This is a genomic window from Pseudomonas flavocrustae (assembly GCF_029872515.1).
GTDB lineage: Bacteria > Pseudomonadota > Gammaproteobacteria > Pseudomonadales > Pseudomonadaceae > Chryseomonas > Chryseomonas aestiva.
Genome location: NZ_JAPDIQ010000007.1, coordinates 232,676 through 258,904 on the forward strand (window position 1 = coordinate 232,676; position 26,229 = coordinate 258,904).

Here is a 26,229-nt window from a genome sequence, read left to right on the forward strand (position 1 = left end):
GCCTTGGATCTCGACGCTGTACCGGATTGATGATTCTGAAGAATAGGAACACGCCAATGAACGTAGTCATGGTGCTCAACTACAAGGCCCCCAACGAAACCATCAGTTGTGTGGAGAGCATCCTCAAGCACTGCCCGTCCATCGATCACACGGTGGTGGTGGACAACGATTCCCAGGACGGCTCCATCGACGTCCTGCAACGCTGGCAGGCCGAAAACGGCCTGAGCCAGGTCACCGTGCTCGCCAGTCCGCGCAACGACGGCTATGCCGGTGGTAACAACTACGGCATGCGCTGGGCGCTGGACAATCTGGCGGTCAAGCATTTCTGGGTCGTCAACAACGACGCCTACGTCAAGGACGATGCCTTCGCGCCATTGCTGGCCGAACTGCAGCGCGCGCCCAAGACCATCGTCGGCTCGGTGATCCTGAGCTCCCAGACCGGTCGCCTGGAGTGCTACGGCGGCGGCATCCTCTATCCGCTGCTGGGCAAGTCCAAGCTGCTGGGCAAGGACATCGAGGTCAGCGAGATCTCCAAGCTGGACCGTGAACCCGACTACATCATGGGGTGCAGCATGGCTTTCTGCGCCAGCCTGCTGACCGAGATCGGATTCATGGACGAAGCCTACTTCATGTACTCCGAAGAGGTGGACTGGCAGCACCAGGCCAAGCGCAAGGGCGTCGCCCTTAAGGTTTCGCCCGAGAGCCAGCTCTATCATTACGGCTCCATGAGCTCGGGTGGACGTAGCGCCTTCTATCACTACTTCCGCAACCGCGCGGCCACCCGTTTCAATCGCAAGTTCCACGGTACCCCCTACGCACTGGTCTCCGCCGTGTTGCTGTCCGGCATCACCGTGCTCAAGGAATTCAAGAATCCGAAACTGGCCTGGTCCGGCGTCAAGGGCGCCTTCAAGGGAGCGACGATGCATGTCTAACCTACGCACCCAAGCCTTTGGTATCGACTTCTTCACCGGTACCAAGGACGAGTTGCTGAACTCGATCAGCCAGGACATCCATCGGCCCTACAGCTACATCGTCACGCCGAACATCGACCATGTCGTGCAGCTGCAGAGCAATGCCGACATGCGCGAGTCCTATCAGCGCGCCGGCAAGCGCATCTGCGACAGCCGGATCCTGATGCCCATCCTCAAGTCGCTGGGCGTCGCCGTGCCCGAGGTCATCACCGGCAGCGATCTGACCCTGAGCATCCTGCGCAAGGCCAACGACGAGCGCCTGTCGGTGGTACTGATCGGCTCCAGCGAGGATGACGTCGGCAAGTTGCGCCGGATGTATCCACACATCCAGCTGGCGCACTACAACCCGCCGATGGGCTTCATCAACGATCCGCTGGAGACGCAGAAATGCGTCGACTTCGTGATGCAGAATCCGTCGGAATTCATCCTCTATGCCGTAGGGGCGCCGCGTCAGGAAAAGCTCGCGCGGCAGATCGACAGCAGCAAGCGTACCGGTGTCGGCCTGTGTATCGGCGCGTCCATCCTGTTCGCCGTGGGCACCGTCAAGCGCGCACCGCGCTGGATGCAGAAAGCCAGGCTGGAATGGCTGCACCGGCTGTGCTCGGAGCCCAAGCGGCTGGCCAAGCGTTACGTGCACGATGCGCTGAGCATCCTGCCCATCTATCTCAAGGAACGCAGCAGTCGACGCACCTGAGTGGCTGCCCCGCAGCGTTCTCAGCCGCAAGGAAGATGACCACCGGACAAGCCGTCCGGTGGTCCCGTCTGGATGGGTAGGTCTATGAGCATTCTCCGTAAAAGTACCGTTTCCTTCGTTCTCCTGATCCCGTTGCTGATCCTGCACCTGGACGTGTTCGGCGAAAGCCCGCACAACCCGGTCGGCATCCTCTATCTGAACGAGCTGTATCTGGCCATCTGCATGGCCTTCACCTTCTTCTACCTGCTGACCAGCATTGGCACCCAGCAGCGCGAATTCAAGATCCTGATGACCTACGCCGTCTATTCGTCGGTGGTCTTCATCGGGTTGCCGGCGGTCTTTTCCTTCCTGTTCTACGGCCAGCCGCTGATCTATGGCCTGATCGAGGAGCGGCGGATCCTGTTCTGCTTCGGCTTCGCCACCCTGATGTTCCTCGGTCGCAACATGACCGCCTCGCAATTCGAGAAGGCCCTGCTGATCACCGCGCTGCTGGCCGCCGTGATGGCCTGGATGTTCAAGTTCGGCGTGCTGCCGGACCTGCGTGACAAGCAGTCCTCCTTCGACCGCCCGGACCGTTCCTCCATCGGTGCGCCGGCGCTGTGCCTGGCCTACTTCTACTGCATCCAGACCTGGAACAAGGGCATCTCGCCGATCGATGGCTCGACGCGCAGCAAGACCGTCCACATCGTGCTGGCCATGGCCTTCCTGCTGACCCTGGTGTTTGGTACCCAGACCCGGCAGCTGATCGTGCTGGCGCTGGTTTTCACCGTGTTCTGCCTGAAGAGCAAGTCCATCGTCTGGATCTGCGTCTCTACGCTGCTGCTGTCGCCCTTCTTCATCTTCCCGGACCTGATGAAGGTGCTGGGGCTGAATCTGGACTTCTATGCCCAGTCGGTGGAGGACGGTCCCACCGATGGCGTGCGTGAGCAGACCATCGGCTACATCTTCTCCCACCTCAGCCAGAACCACTGGTTGCCGAGTGGCTCGCTGTCGCTGATGTGGAACAACGGCTTCATCCCCTATTTCGGCGAGTACTTCTTCCTCTCCGATGTCGGGGTGTTCGGCACCCTGTTCCGCTTCGGCTTCCTGGCCTTCATCATCATCCCGGTGTCGCTGTTCCTCTACTATCGCTGGGCCAAGATGCTGCACCCCGATACCGGCTTCGTGGTGACCGCCACCCTGGCCCAGCTGGTGATCTGGCCGCTGGCCGGCTTCTTCGAGTACCTCCAGGCCACCATCTGCTACCTGATGGTGATCCAGGCCCTGCGCGCGCTGCACCACTACAGCTCCGCGTCCGTCCCGGAGACCTACGTCAGCAGTCCCTACCCGCGCCCGAGCAGCCAGCTGGCTCGCCCGGTCTGATCCCTCGTGCCGCCCGGTGTCCGCCGGGCGGCCCCAAGGAGTTTTCACCCCCACGATGTCGATGATCAAAAACAGCACCTGGAACATCCTGGGTGTCGTCATTCCCAGTGCCATCGCGCTGCCCACCATGGGTGTGCTGTCGCGCCTGCTCGGTGTCGAGCAATTCGGCCTGTTCACCCTAGCCTTCGCCATTGTCGGCTATGCCACCCTGTTCGATGCCGGCCTGTCGCGCGCGGTGATCCGCGCCGTCGCCATGCACCACGGCGACAAGGAGCGCAACCGGCTGGTCATGGGCACGGCCACCGGCGCCGTCATCGGCCTGAGTCTGCTGGCGACACTGCTGCTGTGGTTCGGCGCGGGCAAGGTGGTGAGTCTGCTGCACGTCTCGCCCGAGCATTTCGACAATGCCGTGGCCGGCTTTCGCTGGCTGAGCCTGTGCGTCCCGCCCTTCCTGCTGGCGACGGTCTGGTTCGCCTACCTGGAAGGCAACGAGCGCTTCGGCGAATTCAATATCCTGCGGACCTTCTCCAACAGTCTGCTGGCGATCGCGCCGCTGATCGCGGTACTGATCGAACCGAGCTTTTCCGCCACCGTGATCGGCCTGGTGCTGGCCCGGGTGGTCTCCATGGCGCTGGCCTACTGGCCGTTGCACAAGGATTTCCCGGAAGGCATCCGGACCTTCAAGGCCGAGGTGTTCAAGGAGCTGTTGAAATTCGGCAGCTGGATGACGGTGAGCAACATCATCAGTCCGCTGATGGTCTATTTCGACCGCTTCGTGCTGTCGCACATGGTCGGTGCCAGCCGCGTGTCCTTCTACACCGCCCCGGCCGAGGCGGTCTCGCGGATGCTGATCATCCCCAATGCCGTGGCCCGGGTGGTGTTCCCGCTGCTGAGCAAGAGCAGTGAGGACGCTACGCGCCAGGCCAACAAGGCCTTCTGGGGCCTGTTGCTGATCAGCCTGGCGATGGTGCTGCCGATCCTGGCGCTGGCGCCCTGGATCATGACCGTCTGGATGGGCCCGGAGTACGGCGGCGATGCCGCGCAGATCCTGCGCATCCTGGTGGTGGGCTTCATCTTCAACGCCCTGGCGCAGATTCCCTTCGCCAAGATCCAGGCCCGCGGTCATTCGCGGACCACCGCGATGATCCATCTCGCCGAACTGCTGCCCTACCTGGGTCTGCTGGTGGTCTGCATCCAGCATTTCTCCATCATGGGCGCCGCCATCGCCTGGACCATCCGGGTGACCGTGGACTATCTGGCGCTGGAATACTTCGCCCGGCGCACACCGCCGCTGCAACCCGCGCCGGTCTATCAGCAGAGCTCCTGAGGGAGCCCTGCCCAGACGAATTTCCGCAATACACGAGAGGTGCTGTCCGTGTCACGAGTGAAACGTCGTATCGGTGGTGGCCTGCTGGCCACCGTCTTGTTGTCCGCGGCGCTTTATGGCCAGGCTCAGCCCGAGTCGGCGACGGCCAAGGTGGACCTCATCGGCATCAACATGTCGGCCGCCGGCTTTGCCGGCCAGGTCCTGCCAGGCGTGGAAGGCACCAACTACTTCTACCCCACCGAAGATTACTTCCGCCGCTACGCGGCCAAGGGCATCCGCTTCATCCGCTTTCCCTTCCTCTGGGAGCGGGTGCAACCCCAGCTGGGCGGTGAACTGGACCAGGCCCAGGTCGCGCTGCTGCAGCGCACCCTGGATTTCGCCGACAAGTACGGGATCCGCGTGATCCTGGACATGCACAACTACGCGCGCTATCGCGGTCAGCTGATCGGCTCTTCCCAAGTGCCCTACGCCAGCTACGCCGATGCCTGGAAACGCCTGGCCCTGACCTTCCAGAAGCATCCGGCGCTGTACGGCTACGATGTCATGAATGAGCCCCATGACACCCAGGGTCTCTGGCCCCGCGCGGCCCAGACGGCCGTGGACAGCATCCGCAGCGTCGACATGAAGACGCCGATCTTCATCGCCGGCGACAGCTGGTCCAGTGCCCAGCGCTGGCCCCAGGTGAATGGCGACCTGCTGATCAAGGATCCGGCGGACAACCTCATCTATGAGGCCCATATCTACTTCGACGACGATTCCAGCGGCAATTACGCCTCGGGCATGAAGGGCGTCCATCCCATGATCGGCGTGGAAAGAACCCGCCCCTTCATCGAATGGCTGAAACAGCACAATTTGCGCGGCTTCGTTGGCGAATATGGGATACCTGCACACCCACAGTGGCTGGAAGCCATGGACAATCTGCTGAGCTATCTGGGCGAGCAGTGCGTACCCAGCGCCTATTGGGCGGCCGGTCCGGGCTGGGGCGACTATCCTCTGGCCATCGAACCCAAGAACGGCACGGAGAAGCCGCAGACGGCCTTGCTGCAAAAACACCTGAACAAACATGACTGCCAAGTCATAGGACCTCGTTAGCGGAGATGTGACAGATTTCGAACGGCGTCACCTTTTTCCGCTCCCGGGGCGCTGAACTCGATGGCTAAAGGCCAGTCCTAGACCAGCAGACTCAGGTGCTCATACAACTAAAAGCTGAGACCTCGAGTTCTCTCGTACGCTGGACAGACGGGTCACCTGGAACCTGGTCCACCGTCGAGGCTCGCCGCGTCTTGCGAAGGAACACCATGAATAACCGGCTCGTTGCTTCTACCTTCCGATTTATTCCTCTTGCTCACACTCAATCAGCAATCAAGGACGAATGACATGAAAACCAAATTTACCGCTCTGGCCTTGCTGTCCGGCATCGTCCTGCAGGGTTGTGCCTACTCCCCGGGTCAGTACCTGGACCAGGACGACCTGAAGAGCGATCCGAGCATCCAGGGCACCAAGGTCCAGCTGATCCCGATCACCAGCTCGCTGCTGATGAGCCAGGATTCCGCGGCCCTGTCCAAGGCTCCCGACCTCAAGCCCCTGCTGGACTACAAGCCGCAGGCTTACCGCGTCGGTGCGAGCGACCTGCTCTACATCACCGTCTGGGATCACCCCGAACTGACCGCTCCGTCCGGCGCCCAGCAGCAGCTGGAAGCCAACGGTCGCCTGGTACGTCCGGATGGCACCCTGTTCTACCCCTACGTCGGCACCGTGCGCGCCGCCGGCAAGACCCTAGAAGAGATCCGCACCGATATCTCCCGCCGTCTGGCCACCTTCATCGACAATCCCCAGATCGACGTCAGCGTGCTGAAGTTCGGCAGCCAGAAGGTCACCGTCTCCGGTGCGGTGAACAAGGGCGATGCCATTCCTCTGACCACCAAGCCCATCACCCTGGTGGAAGCCCTGGGCCAGGTTGGCGTGGCCAACACCGGTGGTGCCGATCTGACCGGCGTGACCCTGGTCCGCGACGGCAAGGAATACCGCCTGGATACCGACAGCCTGAACCGCAAGGATTCCAAGCTGTACGGCATCTACCTGAAGGACGGTGACAGCATTCACCTGCCCTACAACGATGCCCGCAAGGTCTATGTGGTCGGTGAAGTCCGCTCGCCCGCAGCGGTCAGCTACAAGATCACCAACCTGAACCTGATGGAAGCCCTGAGCCAGGCCGGCGGCATCCAGCAGGAAACCGCCAACGCCGATGCCGTCTACGTCATCCGTGGCCCGGAAGATCTGAAGGCGCCGGGTGCCACTGCCCAGGTCTTCCACCTGGCGGCCAAGAACCCGACCGCCTATGTGCTGGCGCAGAACTTCCATCTGCAGCCGCAGGACGTGGTCTTCGTTGGCCCGGCCGGTATCACCCGCTGGAACCGCTTCGTCAGCCAACTGCTGGGTTCCACCAACATCCTGTCCTCCAGCGCCAGCCTGAACAGCAGCTTCAAGTAATAGCGCTCGCTTGCCGTCATGCCGGTTACCGCCGCGCATGACGGTAATTCCTCTGACGTTCTGCTACACCCTCCCTCTGCATCTCTGCACTATTTTCCCCGCCAAAAAAATCTGAAATCCGCTGCCTAGACGGCCTCGCCCGTCGCCGATTAATTATTTCGATACCTATTAGCCCCATAATTGCTGCCGCTCGGCCTGGCACAGGCAGTTTTTCGTCACGCTTTTGCGTAATGTAGCTAACCTGATACCGAAGTTGGGCACGTTTAAGGACTGGGTGTGGCGTCAGGCAAGGCAACAAGAGCAAGGTCCCGCTTCGGTTGGTGGCGCAGGCTGACGGTAGGGCTGCTGGGCTATCTGTCTCTCTTGGGGACGGCCCTGGCGGCGCCCGCCAGCGTGGCGTTCTGGTACGCGGAAAAACCGCCGGTAGCCGAACTCGCGCAGTTCGACTGGGTGGTGCTCGAACCCGGACATGCCAGCGCCGCCGATGTCCGCGCCCTGCACGAGGCCGGAGCCCAACCCTTCGCCTATCTGTCCATTGGCGAATTCGCCGGCGATGCGGCGGCCCTGGAAAAGGCCGGCCTCAGTGCCGGTGCCAGCCCGGTGGCCAACAAGGCCTGGGGCAGCCAGGTGATGAACCTGGCGTCGCCGGTCTGGCGAGCCCATCTGCTCGAACGCGCCGCCCAACTGGCCAAGGCCGGTTACACCGGGCTGTTCCTCGATACCCTCGACAGTTTCCAGCTGGTGGCCGAAGACCAGCGGGAAAGCCAGCGCCTGGCGCTCAAGAGCCTGCTGGCCGACCTGCACCGCCGCCAGCCGTCGCTCAAGCTGTTTTTCAATCGCGGCTTCGAGGTGCAACCCGAATTGCCCGGGGTCGCCGCCGCCATGGCGGTCGAATCCATCTATGCCGGCTGGGATGCCGGCAAGAAGACCTATCGCCCGGTCAGCGAGCAGGACCGCGCCTGGCTGAAGCCGCGAATCGAGGCGGCGCGCAGTGCCGGCATCCCGGTCATCGCCATCGAGTACCTGCCGCCGGAGCAGCGCGACGAAGCCTGGCGCCTGGCCAAGCGGCTGCGCGACGAAGGCTACGTGCCCTATATCACCACCCCCGATCTCAACACCCTGGGCATCAGTTCGGTGGCCCTGCAGCCACGCCGGCTGGCGCTGCTCTACGATGGTCGCGAAGGCGCCCTGCGCCAGTCGGCGGTGCACCGCTTCCTGGGCAGCGCCCTGGAGTACCAGGGCTATCGCCTGGACTATTTCGATGCCTCCAAGCCGCTGCCCGCGACCTGGCCCGGCGCCCTCTATGCCGGGGTGGTGGTCTGGATGACCAGTGGGCCGCCACCCAATTCGCGGGATTTCAGCGACTGGATCGGCCAGCGCCTGGACGAAAAGACGCCGCTGCTGATCCTCGGCGGTCTGCCGCTGGACAACGAAGCCCTGCTCAAGCGGCTGGGTCTGGGCGTCAGTCGCAAACCGCTGCCCGACAACCTGACCCTCAAGGTGCTGGATCCTGCCCTCGCCGGCAACTTCGAGGCACCGGTCAAGTTGCGGACGCGTGACCTGCCCGCCGTGCAGACGCTACCCGGCGGGCCGACACCGGTGGTCAGCCTGAGCGGTCCAGGCGGGACCTTCGTGCCCATGGGCGTGGCCTCCTGGGGCGGCTTCGCCTTCGGCCCCTATGTCATGGAAGACGGTCCCGAAGCCAGTCGCTGGATCATCGACCCCTTCGCCTTTACGGCGAAGACGCTGCAACTGCCGGCCATGCCGGTGCCCGATCCGACCACGGAGAACGGCCGGCGCATCGCCACCGTGCACATCGACGGCGACGCCTTCGCGTCCAAGGCGGAGATTCCGGGCGGGCCCTTTTCCGGCCAGGTGGTGCTGGAGCGGTTCATCCAGCCGCACCCCTTTCTGACCTCGGCCTCGATCATCGAAGGCGAGGTCGGCCCCAAGGGCCGCTATCCGGAGCTGACCGCGCAACTGGAGCCCATCGCCCGCCGCCTGTTCGCCGACCCCAAGGTGGAGGTGGCCACCCACACCTTCAGCCATCCGTTCTTCTGGCAACCGGCGGTCTCCGAGCAGAGCGAGAACTTCGAAGCCCAGTACGGCTACATGATGCAGATTCCCGGCTACGACAAGGTGGATTTCACCCGGGAGATCGTGGGCTCGACGCGCTATATCAATGAACGCCTGACCACCCCGCAGAAGCCGGTGAAGATGGTGTTCTGGTCCGGTGACGCCCAACCCGATGCGGCGACCCTCAAGCTCGCCTACGACAACGGCCTGCTCAACGTGAACGGCGGCAACTCGCACATCACCCGCTCGCAGCCCTCGGTGAGCGGTCTGTATCCCTTCATCCGCCCCACCCCGGGCGGTCTGCAGTTCTATGCGCCCATCATCAACGAGAACGTCTACACCAATCTCTGGCGCGGTCCCTATTACGGCTTTCGCGATCTGCTCTATACCTTCGAGCGCACCGAGCATCCCCGCCGACTGCGCGGGCTGAATCTCTACTACCACTTCTACTCGGGCACCAAGCAGGCTTCGCTCAAGGTCATGGAAGAGATCTACCAGGGCATGGCCGCCGAGCATCCGCTGTCACTGTGGATGAGCGACTACCTGAGTCGCCTGCGGGGCTTCTATACCGCCAGTCTGGCCCGGGAAGACGACGGCAGCTGGTCGATCAAGGCCCTCGACGGCCTACGCACCCTGCGCCTGGATCCGCGCCTGGGCTGGCCGGATCTGCAGCGCTCGAAGGGCATCGCCGGGGTCCGCGACCTGCCGCAGGGACGCTATGTCCACCTGGCCGGCGATCAGGCGCGGCTGGTCCTGCGTGACAGCCGCGATCCCACCCCCGCTCTCGAAGAGGCCAACATCCCGCTGCAGCAATGGGACTACCTGTCGCCGACGCGGATCCGCTTCGCCTTCGCCGGGCAATTTCCGCTGGAGCTGACCCTGCGCGCGGCCTCGGCCTGCGAGGTACGGGTCGGTCGCGAGCGCTACAAGGGCCAGTCAGGACAGGCCGGACTGCTGACGTTCAAACTTCCGCTAACACAAGTGAGTGACGGTGAGATCGTCTGCGGCTAAGAAAACCCGGCTCCTGAGCGGTTGGACACTGCTGGGGGTCGCGCTCCTCACCGCGCTGGTGCTGGTGCTGACCTTTCACGGCAAGCAGGTCTTCCTGCCCGGCGAGGAGCCGGCCGACCAGGTCTCCATCAGCTACGCGCAGGTGCTGCTCAAGGCGACGCCGGACGATACCGGGCTGCGCATGAAGCTGATCGACCAGTTGATCGCCCTGGGGCGCATCGACGAGGCGCGGCGTCAGTTGCAACTGCTGCCCGAGCCCCTGGCCTCGACGCCCTTCTACGCCCTGGAAATGGACATCCTGCAGGCGGAAGCCCAGCCGCAAGGCCTGGCCGACGCCGATCGCGAACGCCTGGCGCAACGCCTGAGCGCCCTGGACATGGCGACCCTGAGCACGCCCCAGCTGCAACGGGTGGCCGAGCGCGCCCTGCAACTGGCGGATCCGGCCACGGCGGCGCAGCGTTACGTCGAACTGGCCCGGCGTGATCCGCCGCGGCGCCAGCAGTGGCTGGAACAGGCGGCCCGCTGGAGCCTGGCCGGTGGCCGTCAGCAGGAGGCCGCGCGTCTCTATCTGCGCCTGGCCGATCTCGCCGATTCGGCCGAACAGCGCCAGGGCTACCGGCACCAGGCCTTCGATGCCTGGCTCGCCGCCGGCCAGGGCGCCGAAGCCGCCGCCCTGCTGGAGCAGGAACTGCCGCGTCTGCAAGCCGATGCCAGCGGTCTGGCCTGGCTGCAGGCCGGGGTGGCCGCCGCCCAGGGCAGCGGGCGCCTGGATCTGGCCCAGCGGCTGATCGATCGCTGGCGCGAGTGGCAACCGGACGATCCCGCCGCCCTGGAGGCCGCCTACCGACTGGCCCTGGGCCGCGGCGACACCGAACGGGCCTGGGAGGAAGGCCATCAGCTGCTGGCCCTGCGCCCGGACGATGAAAAATTGCTCGCGGAACTGGCCCAGCTGGGCGAATGGACCGGGCATATGGACGAAGCCCTCGACCTCTGGTTGCGCCTGCTGGCACGCCAGGACGATCCGGCTCGCCGCGACCACGCCTGGAAGCTGGCCGCCCGGGCGTTTCGCTTCGATGCGGTGGTCGAGTTGCTGGCCGAGGCGTCGCGGCAGCGCCAGCTGGACAAGACCGAACTGGACGCGCTGATCTTCGCCTACGAGTCCCTGGGCGATCCCGCTGCCGAGGAGCGCTGGCTGCGCGACTACATTAGGCGTCAGCCCAAGCAGCGCCTGGCCTGGGAGCGGCTGCAGCAACTGCTGGCCCGTACCGAGCAGGGCGATGCCGAAGCCGCAGGCTGGGCAGCGTTCGGCAAGAAATTCCCGCTGACCAACGCCGAGTATCTGAGCTGGGCCGGCACCCTCTGGGAGCTGTTCAAGCCCGAAGAGTCCTGGAAGGTGCTCGAGGGCATGCCGGCCAAGCAGCGGCAGGGCGACGACTACTGGCGCCTGCGGGCGGAGCTGGCCTGGGAACTGGAGCGCGACGGCGAGGCCCAGCTGGCCTTCGAACGCCTGGCCGCGAGCGACAAGGGCCTGGCCGCCAACGACGAGGACCGGCTGCTGGCGATCTATCTGCGCACCGCGCCGCGCAAGGCCCTGGCCCTGCTGGAAAAGAGCTGGGAAAAGAGCAAGAGCCAGAAGCGCCTGACCGACGCCCTGCAATGGGCCGAGCAACTCAAGGACACGGCGGCGCTGGAGCGGCTGCTGGCCAGTGCCGCGCGCGAGCCGGCCTCGGCCGACAATCCCGCCGTCTGGCTGGCGCGGTCGGGGCTGGACTTCCAGCGTGGTCGCGTCGTCCAGGCCGAAGAAGGCTATCGAAAGGCCTTGCAGCGCTTCCCGGACGACGACCGCTTCCGCGAGCGGCTGCTGTGGCTGCTCATCGACCAGAATCGCCAGACCGAGCTGGCGACGCTGCTGCGCGACTGGAAGGGCCGGGCCCGCGACAGCGACGTGCTCTGGCTACCCTTCGGCAGCGGCCTGGTGCTGCTGGGCCAGGCGGAAGAGGCGCTCGGCTGGTATCGCCGCTACCTGGAAGCCCACCCCCAGGACTGGCTGGTGCAGGCCGCCTACGCCGATGCCCTGGACGCCGCCGGTCACCAGGACGCGGCGCTGCGACTGCGCAAGGCCGTCACGCCGCACCTGGCCAACGACGAGGTGCCGGCCACCCCCGAGCGCTATGCCACCTACCTGCGGCTGCTCTCCAGCCTGCGCGGCCCCCAGGCGGCGCTGGCCCAGGCGCGCGCCTGGCAGGATGGCTCGCCGAGCATGCTGCAACTCTGGTTCGACCAGTGGCTCGACGCGCTCAGCCAGAACAACGACGACGGCCTCAAGAGCGAGTGGCTGGCCTGGGCCAAGAGTCGTGGCCTGAAGGTGCGCCAGTACGAGCAGTTGCAGGAGGTCCTGCGCCGGCAGAATCGTGGCGAGCTGGAGAAGCTGCTGGCGGCCGGCGATCTGGATCCGGCGCAGCGCGTCGAGGTGCTGCAGCGTCTCGGCCATGCCGGCGACGCCCAGGCCGCGGCCCTGACGGCGGCCGGCGACGAGCCTCCGGAGGTCATCCAGCGGCAGCTGCTGCGCCAGGCCACCGAACAGGCCGAGCGCACGCCCAATGGCGTCCAGGCCGGCTGGGAGCGCCGCGACTATGGCGGCCTGATCGAACAGGGCAGCGAGGTGCGCGCCGCCCGGCGACTCAGCGATGACGTCTATGCCGATGTCCAGCTCAAGCAGAATCGCGTGGAGAGCAGCGGCCTCAAGTCCGACGCCCTGGGCAACGAACACCAGATGCTGCTCAAGGTGCTGAAGAACCTGGCCGACGGCGGTCTGGAAACCACCGTCGACGCCAGTCAGCGGTCGGACAGCAATCGCCTGGGCCTGGGCGTCGCCCGCACCTGGCGCATCGATGGCAACACCGAGATCGAGGCGGCCCTGGACTGGCACCGGCAACCCGACGAGAGCGGCTATCTGCGCGCCCTGGGCCGCCGCGACAGCGTCAGCCTGGCCGGTCGCCACAACCTCACGCCACGCGACCAGCTGAGCTGGCGGGCGGCGCACAATCGCTATTCCAGTCGGGACGGCGATGCCCTGGGCAGCGGCTTCGCCTTCAACCTGGAGCTGAGCCACATGATCTTCTTCGAAGGTCCCACCTGGCAGGTGCGCAGCGGCATCACCTACCAGCAGAACAGTGCGCGCAGCACCCTGCCCGCCAGCGTCACCCGCTACCTGCAGCCGCTGGCCGGCAGTGGCGAGAACGGCGAGGTCACCGTGGCCGACCTGGAGGCCCTGGGCGGCACCCAGCTGTTGCAGGATCGCTATGGCCAGCTCTATGTCGGCAGCAGCTGGCGCCGCGGCATTCCCGGTTCGCTCAACCGCACCCACCCCCAGTACAGCTGGCTGGTGGACACCCTGGTCGGCTGGCAGTGGACCGAGCGCGAATTCAACTACGGTTTGAATGTCGGCCTGGGCATGGTAGTGCTCGGCGACGACGAACTGGCGTTCACCGCCGGCTACCAGTCCGCGCCCCAGGGCAGCGGCGGTCAGGCCGGCAGCACCCTGGGCATTCAATACAGCAATCGAATCGGTCGCTAGGCCGCTTCAAGGGAGAGACCTCATGAACATCACGCGTCTGCTCGTCGCCAGTGTCGCCACCGTGCTCCTGGCCGGCTGCTCGAGCTTTACCCGTCCCAGCGGCGAGGCCCTGCCCAAGGATGCGCGCTGGGGCCTGGTGCCCCTGGCCAACTATGCCCAGGCGCCCATGGCCGGCGACCGGGCGGCGCAGATCCTGGTCAGCGTGCTCGGCGAGCGCGGCATCCGCCCGCAGGTCTACGACGACAGCCAGGGCGGCAATCCCAGCGACGACGAGAAGGCCCGCCAGCGCGCGGCCCTGGACTGGGCGCGCCAGCAGAATCTGCAATACGTGCTCACCGGCAGCGTGGACGAGTGGCAGTACAAAAACGGTCTGGACGGCGAGCCGGCGGTGGGCGTGACCCTGCAGGTGGTCGAGCCGGCCAGCGGCCGGGTGGTCTGGAGCAACAGCGGCGCCCGTTCCGGCTGGTCGCGCGAGAGCCTGGCGGCCACCGCGCAAAAGGTCCTGCGCGGCACCGCGCAAGAGCTGCAGTTGCGCTGATGGCCCTGCAATCCGTCCACAAGGACTACACCCTGGCGCCCCGCGCCAGTGGCCGCCTGTCCTGGCTGGAGACCCTGCTGGTCACGGCGGCCGCCCTGGGCCTAGGCTTCTGGCTGGTGCCGGAAGACCCCCTGATGGTTGGCCTGGCCTTTCCCTGGGTGGTGTTCGCACCCATCCTCATGGGGGTGCGCTATGGCTTCATGCGCGGCCTGGTAAGTGCCGGCTTGCTAGTGGTGGCGCTGCTCTATCTGCATCGCCAGGGCTATCCGGCCTACGAAGAGATCCCGCCGTCCTTTATCGTCGGCGTGCTGCTCAGCGCCATGCTGGTGGGCGAATTCCGCGATCTCTGGGATCGCCGTCTGGAACGCCTGGACCTGGCCAACGACTATCGCCAGCTGCGCCTGGACGAATTCACCCGCGCCCACCACCTCCTGCGCATCTCCCACGATCGCCTGGAACAGCGCGTCGCCGGCAACGACCTCAGTCTGCGCAGCTCGCTGCTGGACCTGCGGCGCCAGCTGCGCGAGGTGCCCCGCGAGCAGGATGCCCTGCAGGCCCTGGCCGAGCCCATCGTCGGCCTGTTGACCCAATACGGTTCACTGCGCGTGGCGGGCCTCTACCGGGTCGACGCCAATGGCCGGGTGGATCGTCGCGCCCTCGCCAGCCAGGGCGAGATGCCTGGCATCGATCCTGATGACTTGCTGGTGCGCCTGACCCTGGAGCGCGGTGAGACCCTGAGCATCCGCCAGGCGCTGCTGGAGCGCGGCGAGACCCAGCATTCGGCGCTGCAGGCCTGCGTGCCGCTGCTGGATACCGAGGAGCGCCTGCTGGCGGTGCTGGCCATCGAGCAGATGCCGTTCTTTTCCTTCAACGAGCGCACCCTCAATCTGCTGACCATCCTCGCCGGCCACATCGCCGACCTGCTCGGCAGCGATCCCCAGGCGCTGGCCCTGGCCGACGATGACGCCCAGCAATTCTCCCAGCACCTCAAGCGCTCGCTGCGCGATGCCCAGCAGCACGCCCTGCCCGCCTGCCTGTTCTGCTTCGAGATGACCGAGGCCGATGGTGGCGAGCGCGCCCTGGCGCTGCTGGAAGGCAGCCGCCGCGGTCTCGACTTGCAACTGCGCTTGACCAATCAGGCCGGCCACCCCTGCCTGCTGGTGCTCTTGCCGCTGACCTCCTCCGACGGCCTGGAAGGCTACCGCCGCCGGCTGCGTCAGCTGCTGGCCGAGCGCCATGGCCAGGACAGCACCCTGGAAAGCCTGGGCGTGCGCAGCCACGAGCACGAGCTGCTGCCCAAGACCCGCGCCCAGGAGTTGCGCGTCTTCCTGTTCAACGAGTGTGGTCTGCATGAACAGCAAGTGGCTGTTTAGCGGCGCCTTCGCCTTCGAGGCCAGCAGCTGGGCGCTGCTGTTCGCCAACCTGCCGGTGGCGGCGGCGGCCCTGGCCTTCGCCACCGCTCATGCCGCCGGCAGCGCCCTGCTGGCGGGCGGTGCCTGGCTGTTGCTGCCGCGACGCTACCAGCGGCCACTGCCCTGGAGTCCGCTGTTTCTGTTTGCCCTGGCCTTCTTCATTCCGCTGCTGGGCGCAGTGGGGGTGATCGCCGCGGTGTTTCCGGCACTCTATCTGCCGCGCAAGCACCGCGAGATCGCCTGGGAGGCGCGTAGCGTGCCCAATCTGCCGTTCCGCCCACTGGAGCGGCGCGAGGAGATGCTGTTCAGCGATGGCGGCCTGCAGGACGTATTGCGCCATGCGCCCAGCACCGACAAGCGCCTGACCGCGCTCTTCGCCACCCGGCGCATGCCCGGACGCGATGCCATCCCCATCCTCAAGCTGGCCCTGCGCGATCCGGCCGACGACGTCCGGCTGCTCGCCTATTCGATGCTCGACCAGCAGGAAAGCCAGATCAACCAGCGCATCGAGACCCAGCTCGGCGAACTGGCCAGCACGCCTGCGGAACGCCAGCCAGCGCTGCACGGTACCCTGGCCCGCGGCTACTGGGAGCTGGCCTATCTGGGCCTGGCCCAGGGCAGCGTCCTGCGCCACGTGCTGGGTCAGGCGCGGGAACACATCGAGCTGGCCCTGGCCGGTGAAGAAAACGAAGAACTGCGCATCCTGGCCGGGCGCATTGCCCTGGAACAGGGCGAGTCGGAACGGGCCCTGGAATTCTTCCAGGCCGCCGAAGCGGCGGGCGTACCCCTGGCCCAGCTGGCGCCCTTCCGCGCCGAAATCGCCTTTCTGCGCCGCGATTACGCGGTCATCCCGGCGCTGCTCGACAGCCTGCCGGCGGATCTGAAGAAGCGGCCGCCGTTCGCCGCCCTGGTGAAGTACTGGTTATGAAAGACGCCCCCGCCGCGACCGTGACGCCCGATGTCTGCCTGCTGCTGGAGGGCACCTGGCCCTATGTGCGCGGCGGGGTGTCGAGCTGGGTCAACCAGCTGATCCTCGGCCTGCCGGAGCTGACCTTCTCGGTGTTCTTCATCGGTGGCCAGCGCGAGAACTACGAGAAGCGCCACTACGCCATCCCGCCCAACGTGGTGCACATCGAGGAGCACTTTCTCGCCGGCTCCTGGGTGCCCAAGGGCGCACCCATCAGCCCGCGGCGCCAGGCGCCGGTGCAGCTGCTGCGCGATCTGCACGCCTTCCTGCACCACCCCGACGAACCCAGCGCCGCCCAGGGTGATGCCCTGGTGGATGCCTTCGCCGAAGGCAAGGTGACCCTGGACGACTTCATGTACAGCCGCGCCAGCTGGGAAGCCATCACCGAGGGCTACGAGCGCTATTGCACCGATCCTTCATTCGTCGACTACCTCTGGACCCTGCGCGCCATGCAGGCGCCACTGCTGATGCTGGCCGAAGCCGCGCGCCGCCTGCCCCGGCCACGGATGATCCACTCCATCTCCACCGGCTATGCCGGCATGCTCGGCGCCATCCTGCAGCGCCGTTGGGGCTGCAACTTCCTGCTCAGCGAGCACGGCATCTACACCAAGGAGCGCAAGATCGACCTGGCCCAGGCCAAGTGGATCGCCGAAGGCCCGGACGAGGCCCTGCGTACCGGGCTGGACGTGGACGTCAGCTATATCCGCCGGTTGTGGATCCGCTTCTTCGAACGCATCGGCCTGCTCACCTACAAGGCCGCCGATCCGATCATCTCGCTCTACGACGGCAACCGCCGCCGGCAGATCCAGGACGGTGCCGATCCCGCGCGCTGCCGGGTGATCCCCAATGGCATCAGCCTCACCCAGTGGCAGGACGCCCTGGAGCGTCGCCCCGAAGGCGTGCCGCCGGTGGTGGGGCTGCTGGGTCGGGTGGTGCCGATCAAGGACGTTAAGACCTTCATCCGTGCCATGCGCGGGGTGATCAGCGCCATGCCCGAAGCCGAGGCCTGGGTGGTCGGTCCCGAGGACGAAGACGAGGAATACGCCGCCGAATGCCACAGCCTGGTCACCAGCCTGGGCCTGGAGGGCAAGGTGAAATTCCTTGGTTTCCAGAAGATTGGCGACATCCTGCCCAAGCTCGGCCTCATGGTGCTGACCTCCATCAGCGAGGCCCAGCCGCTGGTGATCCTCGAAGGCTGGGCCGCCGGCGTGCCGGTGGTGAGCAGCGACGTGGGTTCCTGCCGCGAGCTGATCGAGGGCTCGCTCCCCGAGGACCGCGCCCTGGGCACCGGCGGCAGCGTGGTCGCCATCGCCGACCCCCAGGCAACCGCCCGCGCCATCCTCGCCCTGCTGCGCAATCCCGGTCGCTGGCAGGCTGCGCAGCGCACCGGGCTGGCCCGGGTCAATCGCTACTACACCGAGCCGCTGATGCTGGAACGCTATCGCGAGCTCTACCAGGACGCCATCGGGAGGAGCCTCTGACATGGCCGGTATCGGCTTCGAACTGCGCAAGATCCTCGCGCGCGACTCCTACACCGCCACCCTGCGCGCCTATGTCTACGCCGGCCTGATCAGTTCGGGGCCCTGGGTGCTGTCGATCATCAGCGTCATGCTGATCGGCGTGTTGGCCACCGGCATCGTCACCCCCAACGTGCTGATCCGGCAATTCCTGGTCACGGTGACCTACCTCATGGCCAGCTCGCTGATCCTCACCGGCGGTCTGCAGCTGTATTTCACCCGCTTCGTCTCGGACCGGCTGTTCGAGGAGAAGCAGACCAGCATCCTGCCCAATCTGGTGGGCATCCTGCTGCTGGTGACCCTGGTCGCCGGGGGCCTGGGCTTCGTGCTGCTGGCCACCCTGTTCGACCAGCCCTTCGCCTATCGGCTGCTGGTGCTGGCCAACTTCGTCACCCTCTGCGACCTCTGGCTGGTGATCATCTTCCTGTCGGGGATGAAGGCCTACAACCGCATCCTAGTGGTGATGACCCTGGGCTACGCCATCATGATCGCCGCCGCCTTCATGCTGCGCTTTCTCGGCATGAACGGCCTGCTGATGGCGCTGCTGCTGGGCCACGCCGCGCTGCTGTTCATGTTTCTCTACGACATCATCCGCGAGTACCCGGCCGATCGCCTGGTGGCCTTCGACTTCCTCGACCGCAAGCAGATCTTCCTCAGCCTGCTGGTCACCGGACTGTTCTACAACCTGGGTATCTGGGTCGACAAATTCGTCTTCTGGTTCAATCCGCTGACCTCCGACGCCGTCATCGGTCCCCTGCGCGCCTCCATCCTCTATGACCTGCCGATCTTTCTCGCCTACCTCGCCATCATCCCCGGCATGGCGGTGTTCCTGGTGCGCATCGAGACCGACTTCGCCGAATGGTACGAGCGGGTGTTCAACGCCGTGCGCGGCGGCGAGACCCTGCAGCACATCAGCCAGCTCAAGGAACAGATGATCCTGGCCATCCGTCAGGGCCTGCTGGAGATCTGCAAGGTCCAGGGCCTGACCCTGGTGCTGGTGTTCCTGCTGGCGCCGCAGCTGCTGGCCTGGCTCGGCATGTCGCACTACTACCTGCCGCTGTTCTACATCGACGTGGTGGGCGTGAGCATCCAGGTGGTGTTCATGGCCCTGCTCAACGTCTTCTTCTACCTGGACCGGCGCGACACCGTGCTGATGCTCTGCACCTTGTTTCTCGGCCTCAACCTGGCGCTGACCCTGCTCAGCATCGAGCTGGGTCCGAGTTTCTTCGGCTACGGCTTCACCGTCTCCCTGGCCTGCTGCGTGCTGCTGGGTCTGCACCGCCTGGACCGGGTGCTGGACGACCTGGAATACGACACCTTCATGCTCCGGCACTGACGGCCGCCGGCACCGGACGAACGGTGTGACCCGCCCACCCGGGAGGCGTCCAACACAGCTCAGCCCTGCAGGACCCTGCCATGAATACCGCCGCCTTGCGCCTCGTGATCCAGACCACCCAGGTGCGCGCTCGGGACAGTGGCGAGGCCAGCCGCACCTTTGCCGACCAGGCGGCGCGTACGACCAGCGCCGATGCCACCCGCGGCGCGGCCCTAGAGCGCTTCGCCAGCGCCTATGTCGACAAGGTGCCCGATGCCCTCGAAGCCCTGCTGCTGCAGGCGCGGGCGGTGGCCTTCGAGGCGCCCCTGGCCGGGGTGCTCGAGCGCGCCCTGGCCGGTTTCGCCCCGGCGGCACTGGCCCAGGCGCCTTCCGCCAGCCTGGCGCTGCTGGCCGCGGCCTATCGTCTCCATCGTCTGCTCGAAGGCCTCCAGCAGCGCCTGGCCGCCTGGTGGGGCGCCACTGGCGAATCGACGGCGCCCAGCCTGGGCAATCTCATCGCCCACCAGGTGCTGGGGCAGCTCACCGTGGCGGCCCTGGAAGACGCTGTGGAAGGCTGGCTCGATGACCTGGACGCCAGCGTCGAGGCGCCGTTCACCCAGCAGTGCTTCCAGCCCCGGCAACGGCGCGGCGCCCTGGCCACGGCCCGCCCGGCCCTGACCTTGAGTCGCCAACGCCAGCGCAGCGTTCGATAAAACGCACGTTTCGGCGCCCTTGGCGGCTAACTGTCAAATATATTGATAACCCTTCCGGGCCGGTTTAGGGTGGCTGCTCACCGCCATTAGCGAGGAGTCACCCATGAGCTTGCCCAGCCGCGCCGAGTGGGAGCAGCGCTTCCAAGGTCTCACCCTGGAAGGTCGCGCCTTCATCGACGGCGCCTATGTCGACGCCGCCGCCGGCGCCACCTTCGATTGCCTGAGTCCGGTGGACGGACGCTTCCTCGCCAAGGTCGCCAGCTGTGACGCCGCCGACGCCGACCTGGCCGTCGCCGCCGCCCGCGCCGCCTTCCAGAAGGGCACCTGGGCGCACCTGGCGCCGGCCCAACGCAAGCGCGTGCTGATCCGCTTCGCCGACCTGCTGCTGGCCAACGCCGAAGAGCTGGCGCTGCTGGAAACCCTGGACATGGGCAAGCCCATCGGCGACTCCCTCAGGATCGACGTACCGGCATCGGCCAATGCCATCCGCTGGAGCGCCGAGGCCATCGACAAGCTCTACGACGAGGTCGCCCCCACGCCCCATGACCAGCTCGGCCTGGTCACCCGCGAGCCGGTTGGCGTGGTCGCCGCCGTGGTGCCCTGGAATTTCCCGCTGATGATGGCCTGCTGGAAACTCGGCCCGGCGCTGGCCACCGGTAACTCGGTGGTGCTCAAGCCCTCGGAGAAGTCGCCGCTGACCGCCATCCGCGTCGCCCAGCTGGCCCAGCAGGCGGGCATCCCCGCCGGCGTGTTCAACGTGCTGCCGGGCTACGGCCATGAGGTCGGCAAGGCCCTGGGCCTGCACCCGGACGTCGACACCATCGTCTTCACCGGCTCCACCCGGGTCGCCAAGCAGCTGCTGGCCTACTCCGGAGAATCCAACATGAAGCGCGTCTGGCTGGAAGCCGGCGGCAAGAGCCCCAACATCGTCTTCGCCGATGCCCCCGACCTCAAGGACGCCGCCGCGGCGGCCGCCAGCGGCATCGCCTTCAACCAGGGCGAGGTCTGCACCGCCGGCTCGCGCCTGCTGGTGGAGCGCTCCATCAAGGAGGAATTCCTGCCGCTGGTGGTCGAGGCCCTCAAGGGCTGGAAGCCCGGCCATGCGCTGGACCCCGAGACCAACGTCGGCGCCTTGGTGGACACCACCCAGCTGGAGACCGTGCTGCGCTACATCGAGGCCGGCCATGCCGAAGGCGCCACCCTGGTGGCCGGTGGCAAGCGCACCCTGGAAGAAACCGGCGGGGTCTATGTCGAGCCGACCATCTTCGACGGCGTGAGCAACGCCATGAAGATCGCCCGCGAAGAGATCTTCGGCCCGGTGCTTTCGGTGATCACCTTCGACACCGCCGAAGAAGCCGTGCGGATCGCCAACGACACCCAATACGGCCTGGCCGCCGCGGTCTGGACCCGCGACATCTCCAAGGCCCACAAGACCGCCCGCGCCCTGCGCGCCGGCAGCGTCTGGGTCAACCAGTACGACGGCGGCGACATGACCGCGCCCTTCGGCGGCTTCAAGCAGTCCGGCAACGGTCGCGACAAGTCCCTGCACGCCTTCGACAAGTACACCGAGCTCAAGGCCACCTGGATCAAGCTGTAAGCCCCATCAGGCTGATCCCGGCCGGGATCAGCCTGCGACCCTTCAGCGCTGCTGGATCGTCGCCTGGTTACCGAAGCCGCTCTGCGTGATGCGCGCCGTGGAACCGATCTGGTCGATCACAGCCGAATGGGCGTCGCCGGTCTGGCTGATCATGGCACTGGCGCCGCTGAAGCTGTCCGGCACCGTGTCCTGGGTGATGGACGCCAGGTTGCCATTGCCCTGCTGCTGGATCTCCGCCTCCACCCGCACGCCGCTCTGGACGAAGCTCGCCTGGTTGGCATCGCCCGCGCTGGTGCCGGTGATCCGGGCTTCCAACCCGGCCTGGGTGGCGCTCAGCTCGTTGGCGTTACCCTGCTGGCTAAAGGTGATGTCGCTGAAGCCGGCACGCTGCGACAGCGTCGCCTGGTTCGCATTGCCCGTCTGCGTCAGCGCCAGGGCACTGCGATAACGACTGGTCAGCTGATCCGCCTGCACACTGTTGTCAGCGCCTTGCTGGCGCAAGGTGGCGCTGCCGCCGGCGAAGGACACGTTCTGCGTCAGCTGCACGGCGTTGCCGTTGCCGGTCTGCACCACCTCGGCCACCCCACCGCTGCGCTGCTCCACCGTCAGCCGGTTGCCATCGCCGGTAGTGGTCGCCCGCAGGTCGTTGCCGCCGAAACCCGCCTGGCGCACGCTATGGACGTTGAGATCGCCCGCCTGGCGCAGATAGGCGGAAGCCGCATTGCCGCGCTGCTCCAGCTCCAGGCTGTTGCCCGCGCCGCCGCCGATCTGGCTGAGGTCGGCGAAGTGGTTGCCGTCTTCCAGCTGGGTCACGGCGATCTGCTGATTACTGCCTTGCTGGACGATCTGCAGGCCGTTGCCGCTGGACGTCTGCTCGATCCGCGCCTGGGCACCGAAGGCCTGGCGCTGTTCCAGCGTCGTGCGATTGCCGTCGCCGCGCTGCAGTTGCTCGACGGTGTTGGCGCGCCCGTCGCTCTGATTCAGGGTGGCCTGGTTGTCATTGCCGGCCTGGGTCAGGCTGATGCTCTGCTCGACGGCGAAGGCCGGCGCCGCGAGGCCGGCGAGCAGGGCCGCCAGCAAGGTAGGGGTCTTCATGACGGTCTTCCGCTCCAGTGACAGCTACCGGGGGCAGGACGACTAGCCGCGAGTCCGGCCAGATGCCGGAATCGACCGTACTGCAAGGGCGGCGCCGCCCAGGAGCGGCCCGTGCTGAGTGTGGTCAGCCAGGCCCCCTCTGCCATCCATCCAAAGAGCGGTTTCGACGAGCGTAGGCAGCCGCCTGCCTGAGCGTTCGGCCGTGCGCCCCTTCCACAGCCAGTGCCGGGTCGCCATGACCCGGCACTGGCGCGGGCCGGATCTAGCGATAGACGTGGTAGGTGGCGTATCGGCTCACCTCCACGCTGCCGCTCCAGCTGCTGACCACCCGCTTGGAATCCCAGTCGTACCAGTGCATCCCGGGTGGGTTGCCGATGCCGCGCGAACAACTGCCGGTGCGGACCCAGGCACCGCGGAACTTGCCGCTCTTCCAGCGCCGTTCCACCACCTGAATGGGTTGCGCCCGATAGCCCGGTTCTATCCTCACGCCCCAGGTGAAGGCGGTACTCATCGAGCGATCCTGCTTGTAGCTGCCATCGACGCCAAGGATGCTCAGGTACTTGCCGATGAAGGGCAGCTTCTCCCCGTTGAGCTTGACCCCTACCGACCAGCCGTAGCTAGAGGTCTTGGTCTCGCCCCAGGTATAGGTACAGTCGATGGTCCCGGTGCTCGAGCAGCGGAAGATCGGTCCACGCCAGATCCAGTCCTCCCAGGTCTTGGCGGCCTGCTGGGTGGAAAAGGCCCGGGAACCGTCACCCAGGATGACGGGCTCGGTGTGATCGGTGAAACACTCGCCCGCCTGCACCAGACCGGTCGAAAGAATGAAGCCGAGCGCCCCGACCAGGGTGGATTTCACGAAGGTGTTCATGGCTTTGGTCCCTCAAAGTCCGAAGACGTTTTCGATGGTGTTGCTCGCCTGGTCCTGCTTGTTGCTCTGGGCCTTGCTCGCGGACAGGGCATCGGCGCGCGCGGGCCGATCGACGGGGGTTATCAGCAGGCCAGTGTCCTTCTCCGGCTTCTTCACCATCAGGGCATCCGCCTCGACGGTCATGCCCAGCGCCAGGGCCGCGTTCTCACTGGCGAGGTGCTGACCGGGCTGATTGTCGAAGATCACGCGCTTGCCTTGATCGAGGGCGTTGTTGATCTCCTTCTTGACGTTGCCGTCGACCTGCACATTGGGCCCGACCACCAGATAGTCGTATTCACCACCCGTGACGATCTTGGTGTCTTCCGCCTTCAATCTATTGAGGACGAATCCGGTATTGCCCAGCACCTTGAGCCGCAAGTAAGGGCCCGTACTCAAAGACTCTGCTGCCTGGGCGGTAGTCCCCAACAGCGTTGCCAACATCAGCGTAGCCACAGGTTTAAAGTTCATGTCGAACGCTCCTATTACGACAGTCATGTCACAACTGAAAGTCCTATTGAAATATCGAAAGCTCCCGCGAAACGCTCAACCACGCGGCTCCGGCAGCTTGCGCGGACAGCAGGAAGCCGTTTACCGAAGTCAGCTCCGATAATTGTTTTCCTGACAGTGCTCAGGCAGCCAGACAACCGCTAGCAGCAACGACCTTGATATCCAGGTGCCCGCCATCGGCACAAGGGCAACTTCGCTAGCCGTCCAGAAAAAGCCTAGCCAAAGTTTCTTTAAACAAATAGCAACGATTGGCGATCCAGCGAAAGAGATCAGCCACAAGTAGCAGGCTGTTGTTTTAGTCTTTTTATATAGGCATATAAAAAGCGGCCTTACATTCAAGTAGAGCCAGTGATCGTCAAAGGGTGGTCAATCTTGTTTGTGTAAAACCAGATAAATAACGCGACTGCCAAAACATCGACAGCCGTCGCCGGCCCGAGGCGACGCCCAGGAAAAATGTAACCAGATATTTCACTACTGAAGGACCAGTCGAATGCCCGGTCCGGAAGCCACCCGGTGCAGCCAGGCCCACGCCCTGAGGACGTGAGCCGTAATACGGGTATCAGCCCAGCAGATCCACCAGCAGGTCATCGTGGCGGCGCTGTTGGCGATCCAGGCGCAGCTGGCGGGTGCGGAAGATCGACTTGAGGTCTTCCAGGGCGCTGGCGAAATCGTCGTTGATGATCAGGTAGTCGTATTCGACATAGTGGCTCATCTCGCTCACCGCCTCGCGCATGCGGCGTTCGATGATTTCGGCGCTGTCCTGGCCGCGATTGTCCAGGCGCTGGCGCAGGGCGGCCTGGCTCGGCGGCAGGATGAAGATCGACTGGGCGTGGGGCAGCTTGCGGCGGACCTGCTGGGCGCCCTGCCAGTCGATTTCCAGGATCAGGTCGTGACCTTCGGCGAGGTCACGTTCCAGGGCAGCCTGGGAGGTACCGTAATAGTTGCCGAATACCTCGGCGTGTTCGAGGAAGTCGCCGTGCTCGAGCAGGTTGGTAAAGGTCGCGCAATCGACGAAGTGGTAGTTCACCCCGTCGGTTTCACCCGGGCGCATGGCGCGGGTGGTGTGGGAGACCGACAAGCGGATGTCGGGCAGGGCGTCCAGCAAGGCCTTGACCAGGCTGGTCTTGCCGGCGCCGGAGGGCGCGGAAACGATGTAGAGGGTGCCGGGAAGGGCTGTCATGAAGGTCCGCCTATTCGATGTTCTGCACTTGCTCACGCATCTGTTCGATGAGCACCTTGAGATTGATGGCCGCCTGAGAGGCACGGGCGTCGATGGCCTTGGAACCCAGGGTATTGGCCTCGCGATTGAGCTCCTGCATGAGGAAATCCAGCCGCCGTCCGGCCGCGCCGCTGCCCGCGAGGACCCGCCGCACCTCGGCCACATGGGTCTCCAGCCGATCCAGCTCCTCGGCCACGTCGCTCTTCTGCGCCAGCAGTACCAGCTCCTGCTCCAGCCGTGACGGTTCGAACTCGACGCCTGCCTCGGCGCAGCGCTCGAGGATACGGCGCCGCTGCAGGGCCAGCAGTTCGGGCAGCAGCGCGCGCAGCGTCGCCACCTCCGCCAGCACCTGAGCCAGGCGCTCCTCGATCAGTCGCGCCAGTTCGCGCCCCTCGCGCTGCCGGCCGTCGAGCAATTCATCCAGCGCCGCCTCGAACAGCGCCAGGGTCTGGGCCTTGAGTTCGGCGCCATCCACCTCGGCGCCCGCCAGCACCCCGGGCCAGGCCAGCACGGCCAGGGGGTCGAGCTTGGCCGGACGCGCGATCAGCGCGGCGATGTCTTCGGCAGCGGCCACCAGCTGCGCGGCCCGGCGGGCATCGATGCGCAAAGCCACGCTCTCGTCGCGTTCCTCGCGCAGCACGCACTCCAGCTTGCCCCGCGACAGGCGCCGGCGCAGCGCCTCGCGCACGCCGGATTCCAGATCGCGAAAGGTCTCCGGCAGCCGCAGGTGGGGCTCCAGGTAGCGATGATTGACCGAGCGCAACTCCCAGCTCAGGGTGCCCTGGGGTCCTGGCCGCTCGACCCGGGCGAACGCCGTCATGCTGTGCACCATGGCAGGATCCTCGTCTGACGATGCGCGGATCTGGGGCGATCCCGAGCGACCACGCATGTAAAACGCACGATTCTAGCGCACCTGATCGGAGCGACCCAATGC

The 26,229-nt window shown here is 65.7% G+C and carries 20 protein-coding genes; 15 read left to right on the top strand and 5 right to left on the bottom strand.

Going from position 1 to position 26,229, the window contains the following annotated elements; all coding sequences use genetic code 11:
* The first annotated feature begins 56 nt into the window (after positions 1-56).
* The 15 genes from OMP44_RS16955 (at position 57) to OMP44_RS17025 (ending at position 21,567) form a co-directional block, all read left to right on the top strand.
* Positions 57-932: a glycosyltransferase family 2 protein gene (locus OMP44_RS16955; protein WP_133860420.1), complete on the top strand. Its 876-nt coding sequence runs from the start codon at positions 57-59 to the stop codon at positions 930-932.
* The gene (locus tag OMP44_RS16960) at positions 925-1,665 is read left to right on the top strand and encodes a WecB/TagA/CpsF family glycosyltransferase (RefSeq protein WP_133860419.1); all 741 of its coding nucleotides are present in this window, start codon (positions 925-927) and stop codon (positions 1,663-1,665) included. The genes OMP44_RS16955 and OMP44_RS16960 overlap by 8 nt, the downstream gene beginning before the upstream one ends.
* An 84-nt stretch (positions 1,666-1,749) precedes the next feature.
* Entirely contained in the window at positions 1,750-3,027 is a 1,278-nt protein-coding gene (locus OMP44_RS16965) for a hypothetical protein (protein ID WP_280309868.1), read from the top strand.
* 55 nt (positions 3,028-3,082) lie between these two features.
* Positions 3,083-4,354, top strand: coding sequence for a flippase (locus tag OMP44_RS16970; RefSeq protein WP_252977242.1), 1,272 nt, complete (start codon positions 3,083-3,085; stop codon positions 4,352-4,354).
* A 57-nt stretch (positions 4,355-4,411) separates the two neighbouring features.
* Positions 4,412-5,446, top strand: coding sequence for a glycoside hydrolase family 5 protein (locus tag OMP44_RS16975; protein WP_133860606.1), 1,035 nt, complete (start codon positions 4,412-4,414; stop codon positions 5,444-5,446).
* A gap of 285 nt (positions 5,447-5,731) precedes the next feature.
* Complete coding sequence (locus OMP44_RS16980; RefSeq protein ID WP_133860417.1) at positions 5,732-6,844, top strand: polysaccharide biosynthesis/export family protein; 1,113 nt, start codon at positions 5,732-5,734, stop codon at positions 6,842-6,844.
* Positions 6,845-7,174: 330 nt separating this feature from the next.
* Positions 7,175-9,931, top strand: a complete 2,757-nt coding sequence (locus tag OMP44_RS16985; protein WP_280309986.1) for a bifunctional glycoside hydrolase/polysaccharide deacetylase family protein — start codon at positions 7,175-7,177, stop codon at positions 9,929-9,931.
* Positions 9,912-13,508, top strand: a complete 3,597-nt coding sequence (locus OMP44_RS16990) for a tetratricopeptide repeat protein (protein WP_280309871.1) — start codon at positions 9,912-9,914, stop codon at positions 13,506-13,508. The genes OMP44_RS16985 and OMP44_RS16990 overlap by 20 nt, the downstream gene beginning before the upstream one ends.
* Positions 13,509-13,530: 22 nt before the next feature.
* Positions 13,531-14,046 carry a penicillin-binding protein activator LpoB gene (locus OMP44_RS16995; protein ID WP_280309873.1) on the top strand — a complete coding sequence of 172 codons (516 nt, stop codon included), beginning with the start codon at positions 13,531-13,533 and terminating at the stop codon, positions 14,044-14,046.
* On the top strand, positions 14,046-15,419 hold the full coding sequence (locus OMP44_RS17000; protein ID WP_280309875.1) for a PelD GGDEF domain-containing protein: 1,374 nt from the start codon (positions 14,046-14,048) through the stop codon (positions 15,417-15,419). The genes OMP44_RS16995 and OMP44_RS17000 overlap by 1 nt, the downstream gene beginning before the upstream one ends.
* The gene (locus OMP44_RS17005; RefSeq protein WP_280309878.1) at positions 15,397-16,386 is read left to right on the top strand and encodes a tetratricopeptide repeat protein; all 990 of its coding nucleotides are present in this window, start codon (positions 15,397-15,399) and stop codon (positions 16,384-16,386) included. The genes OMP44_RS17000 and OMP44_RS17005 overlap by 23 nt, the downstream gene beginning before the upstream one ends.
* On the top strand, positions 16,383-17,906 hold the full coding sequence (gene pelF, locus OMP44_RS17010; RefSeq protein WP_280309880.1) for a GT4 family glycosyltransferase PelF: 1,524 nt from the start codon (positions 16,383-16,385) through the stop codon (positions 17,904-17,906). Before OMP44_RS17005 ends, pelF begins: the two co-directional genes overlap by 4 nt.
* Before the next feature lies 1 nt (position 17,907).
* Entirely contained in the window at positions 17,908-19,278 is a 1,371-nt protein-coding gene (gene pelG, locus OMP44_RS17015) for an exopolysaccharide Pel transporter PelG (protein WP_187980878.1), read from the top strand.
* Positions 19,279-19,358: 80 nt separating this feature from the next.
* The gene (locus OMP44_RS17020; RefSeq protein ID WP_133860411.1) at positions 19,359-19,970 is read left to right on the top strand and encodes a hypothetical protein; all 612 of its coding nucleotides are present in this window, start codon (positions 19,359-19,361) and stop codon (positions 19,968-19,970) included.
* 103 nt (positions 19,971-20,073) lie between these two features.
* The gene (locus OMP44_RS17025) at positions 20,074-21,567 is read left to right on the top strand and encodes an aldehyde dehydrogenase (RefSeq protein WP_280309883.1); all 1,494 of its coding nucleotides are present in this window, start codon (positions 20,074-20,076) and stop codon (positions 21,565-21,567) included.
* Positions 21,568-21,609: 42 nt separating this feature from the next.
* Here the strand turns inward: OMP44_RS17025 and OMP44_RS17030 are convergent, their stop codons facing one another.
* The 5 genes from OMP44_RS17030 to OMP44_RS17050 all read right to left on the bottom strand — a co-directional run bounded on the left by OMP44_RS17030 (position 21,610) and on the right by OMP44_RS17050 (position 26,127).
* On the bottom strand, positions 21,610-22,662 hold the full coding sequence (locus OMP44_RS17030; RefSeq protein WP_280309885.1) for a hypothetical protein: 1,053 nt from the start codon (positions 22,660-22,662) through the stop codon (positions 21,610-21,612).
* A gap of 262 nt (positions 22,663-22,924) precedes the next feature.
* A complete protein-coding gene (locus OMP44_RS17035) occupies positions 22,925-23,530 on the bottom strand; it encodes a hypothetical protein (protein WP_273862574.1) in 606 nt (201 codons plus the stop codon).
* 12 nt (positions 23,531-23,542) lie between these two features.
* The gene (locus OMP44_RS17040) at positions 23,543-24,037 is read right to left on the bottom strand and encodes a hypothetical protein (RefSeq protein ID WP_273862575.1); all 495 of its coding nucleotides are present in this window, start codon (positions 24,035-24,037) and stop codon (positions 23,543-23,545) included.
* Between the two features lie 598 nt (positions 24,038-24,635).
* Positions 24,636-25,256 (bottom strand): guanylate kinase, encoded by a 621-nt coding sequence (gene gmk, locus OMP44_RS17045; protein ID WP_133860406.1) that lies wholly within the window; start codon positions 25,254-25,256, stop codon positions 24,636-24,638.
* 10 nt (positions 25,257-25,266) lie between these two features.
* Positions 25,267-26,127 (bottom strand): YicC/YloC family endoribonuclease, encoded by an 861-nt coding sequence (locus tag OMP44_RS17050; protein WP_133860405.1) that lies wholly within the window; start codon positions 26,125-26,127, stop codon positions 25,267-25,269.
* Positions 26,128-26,229 lie beyond the last annotated feature (102 nt).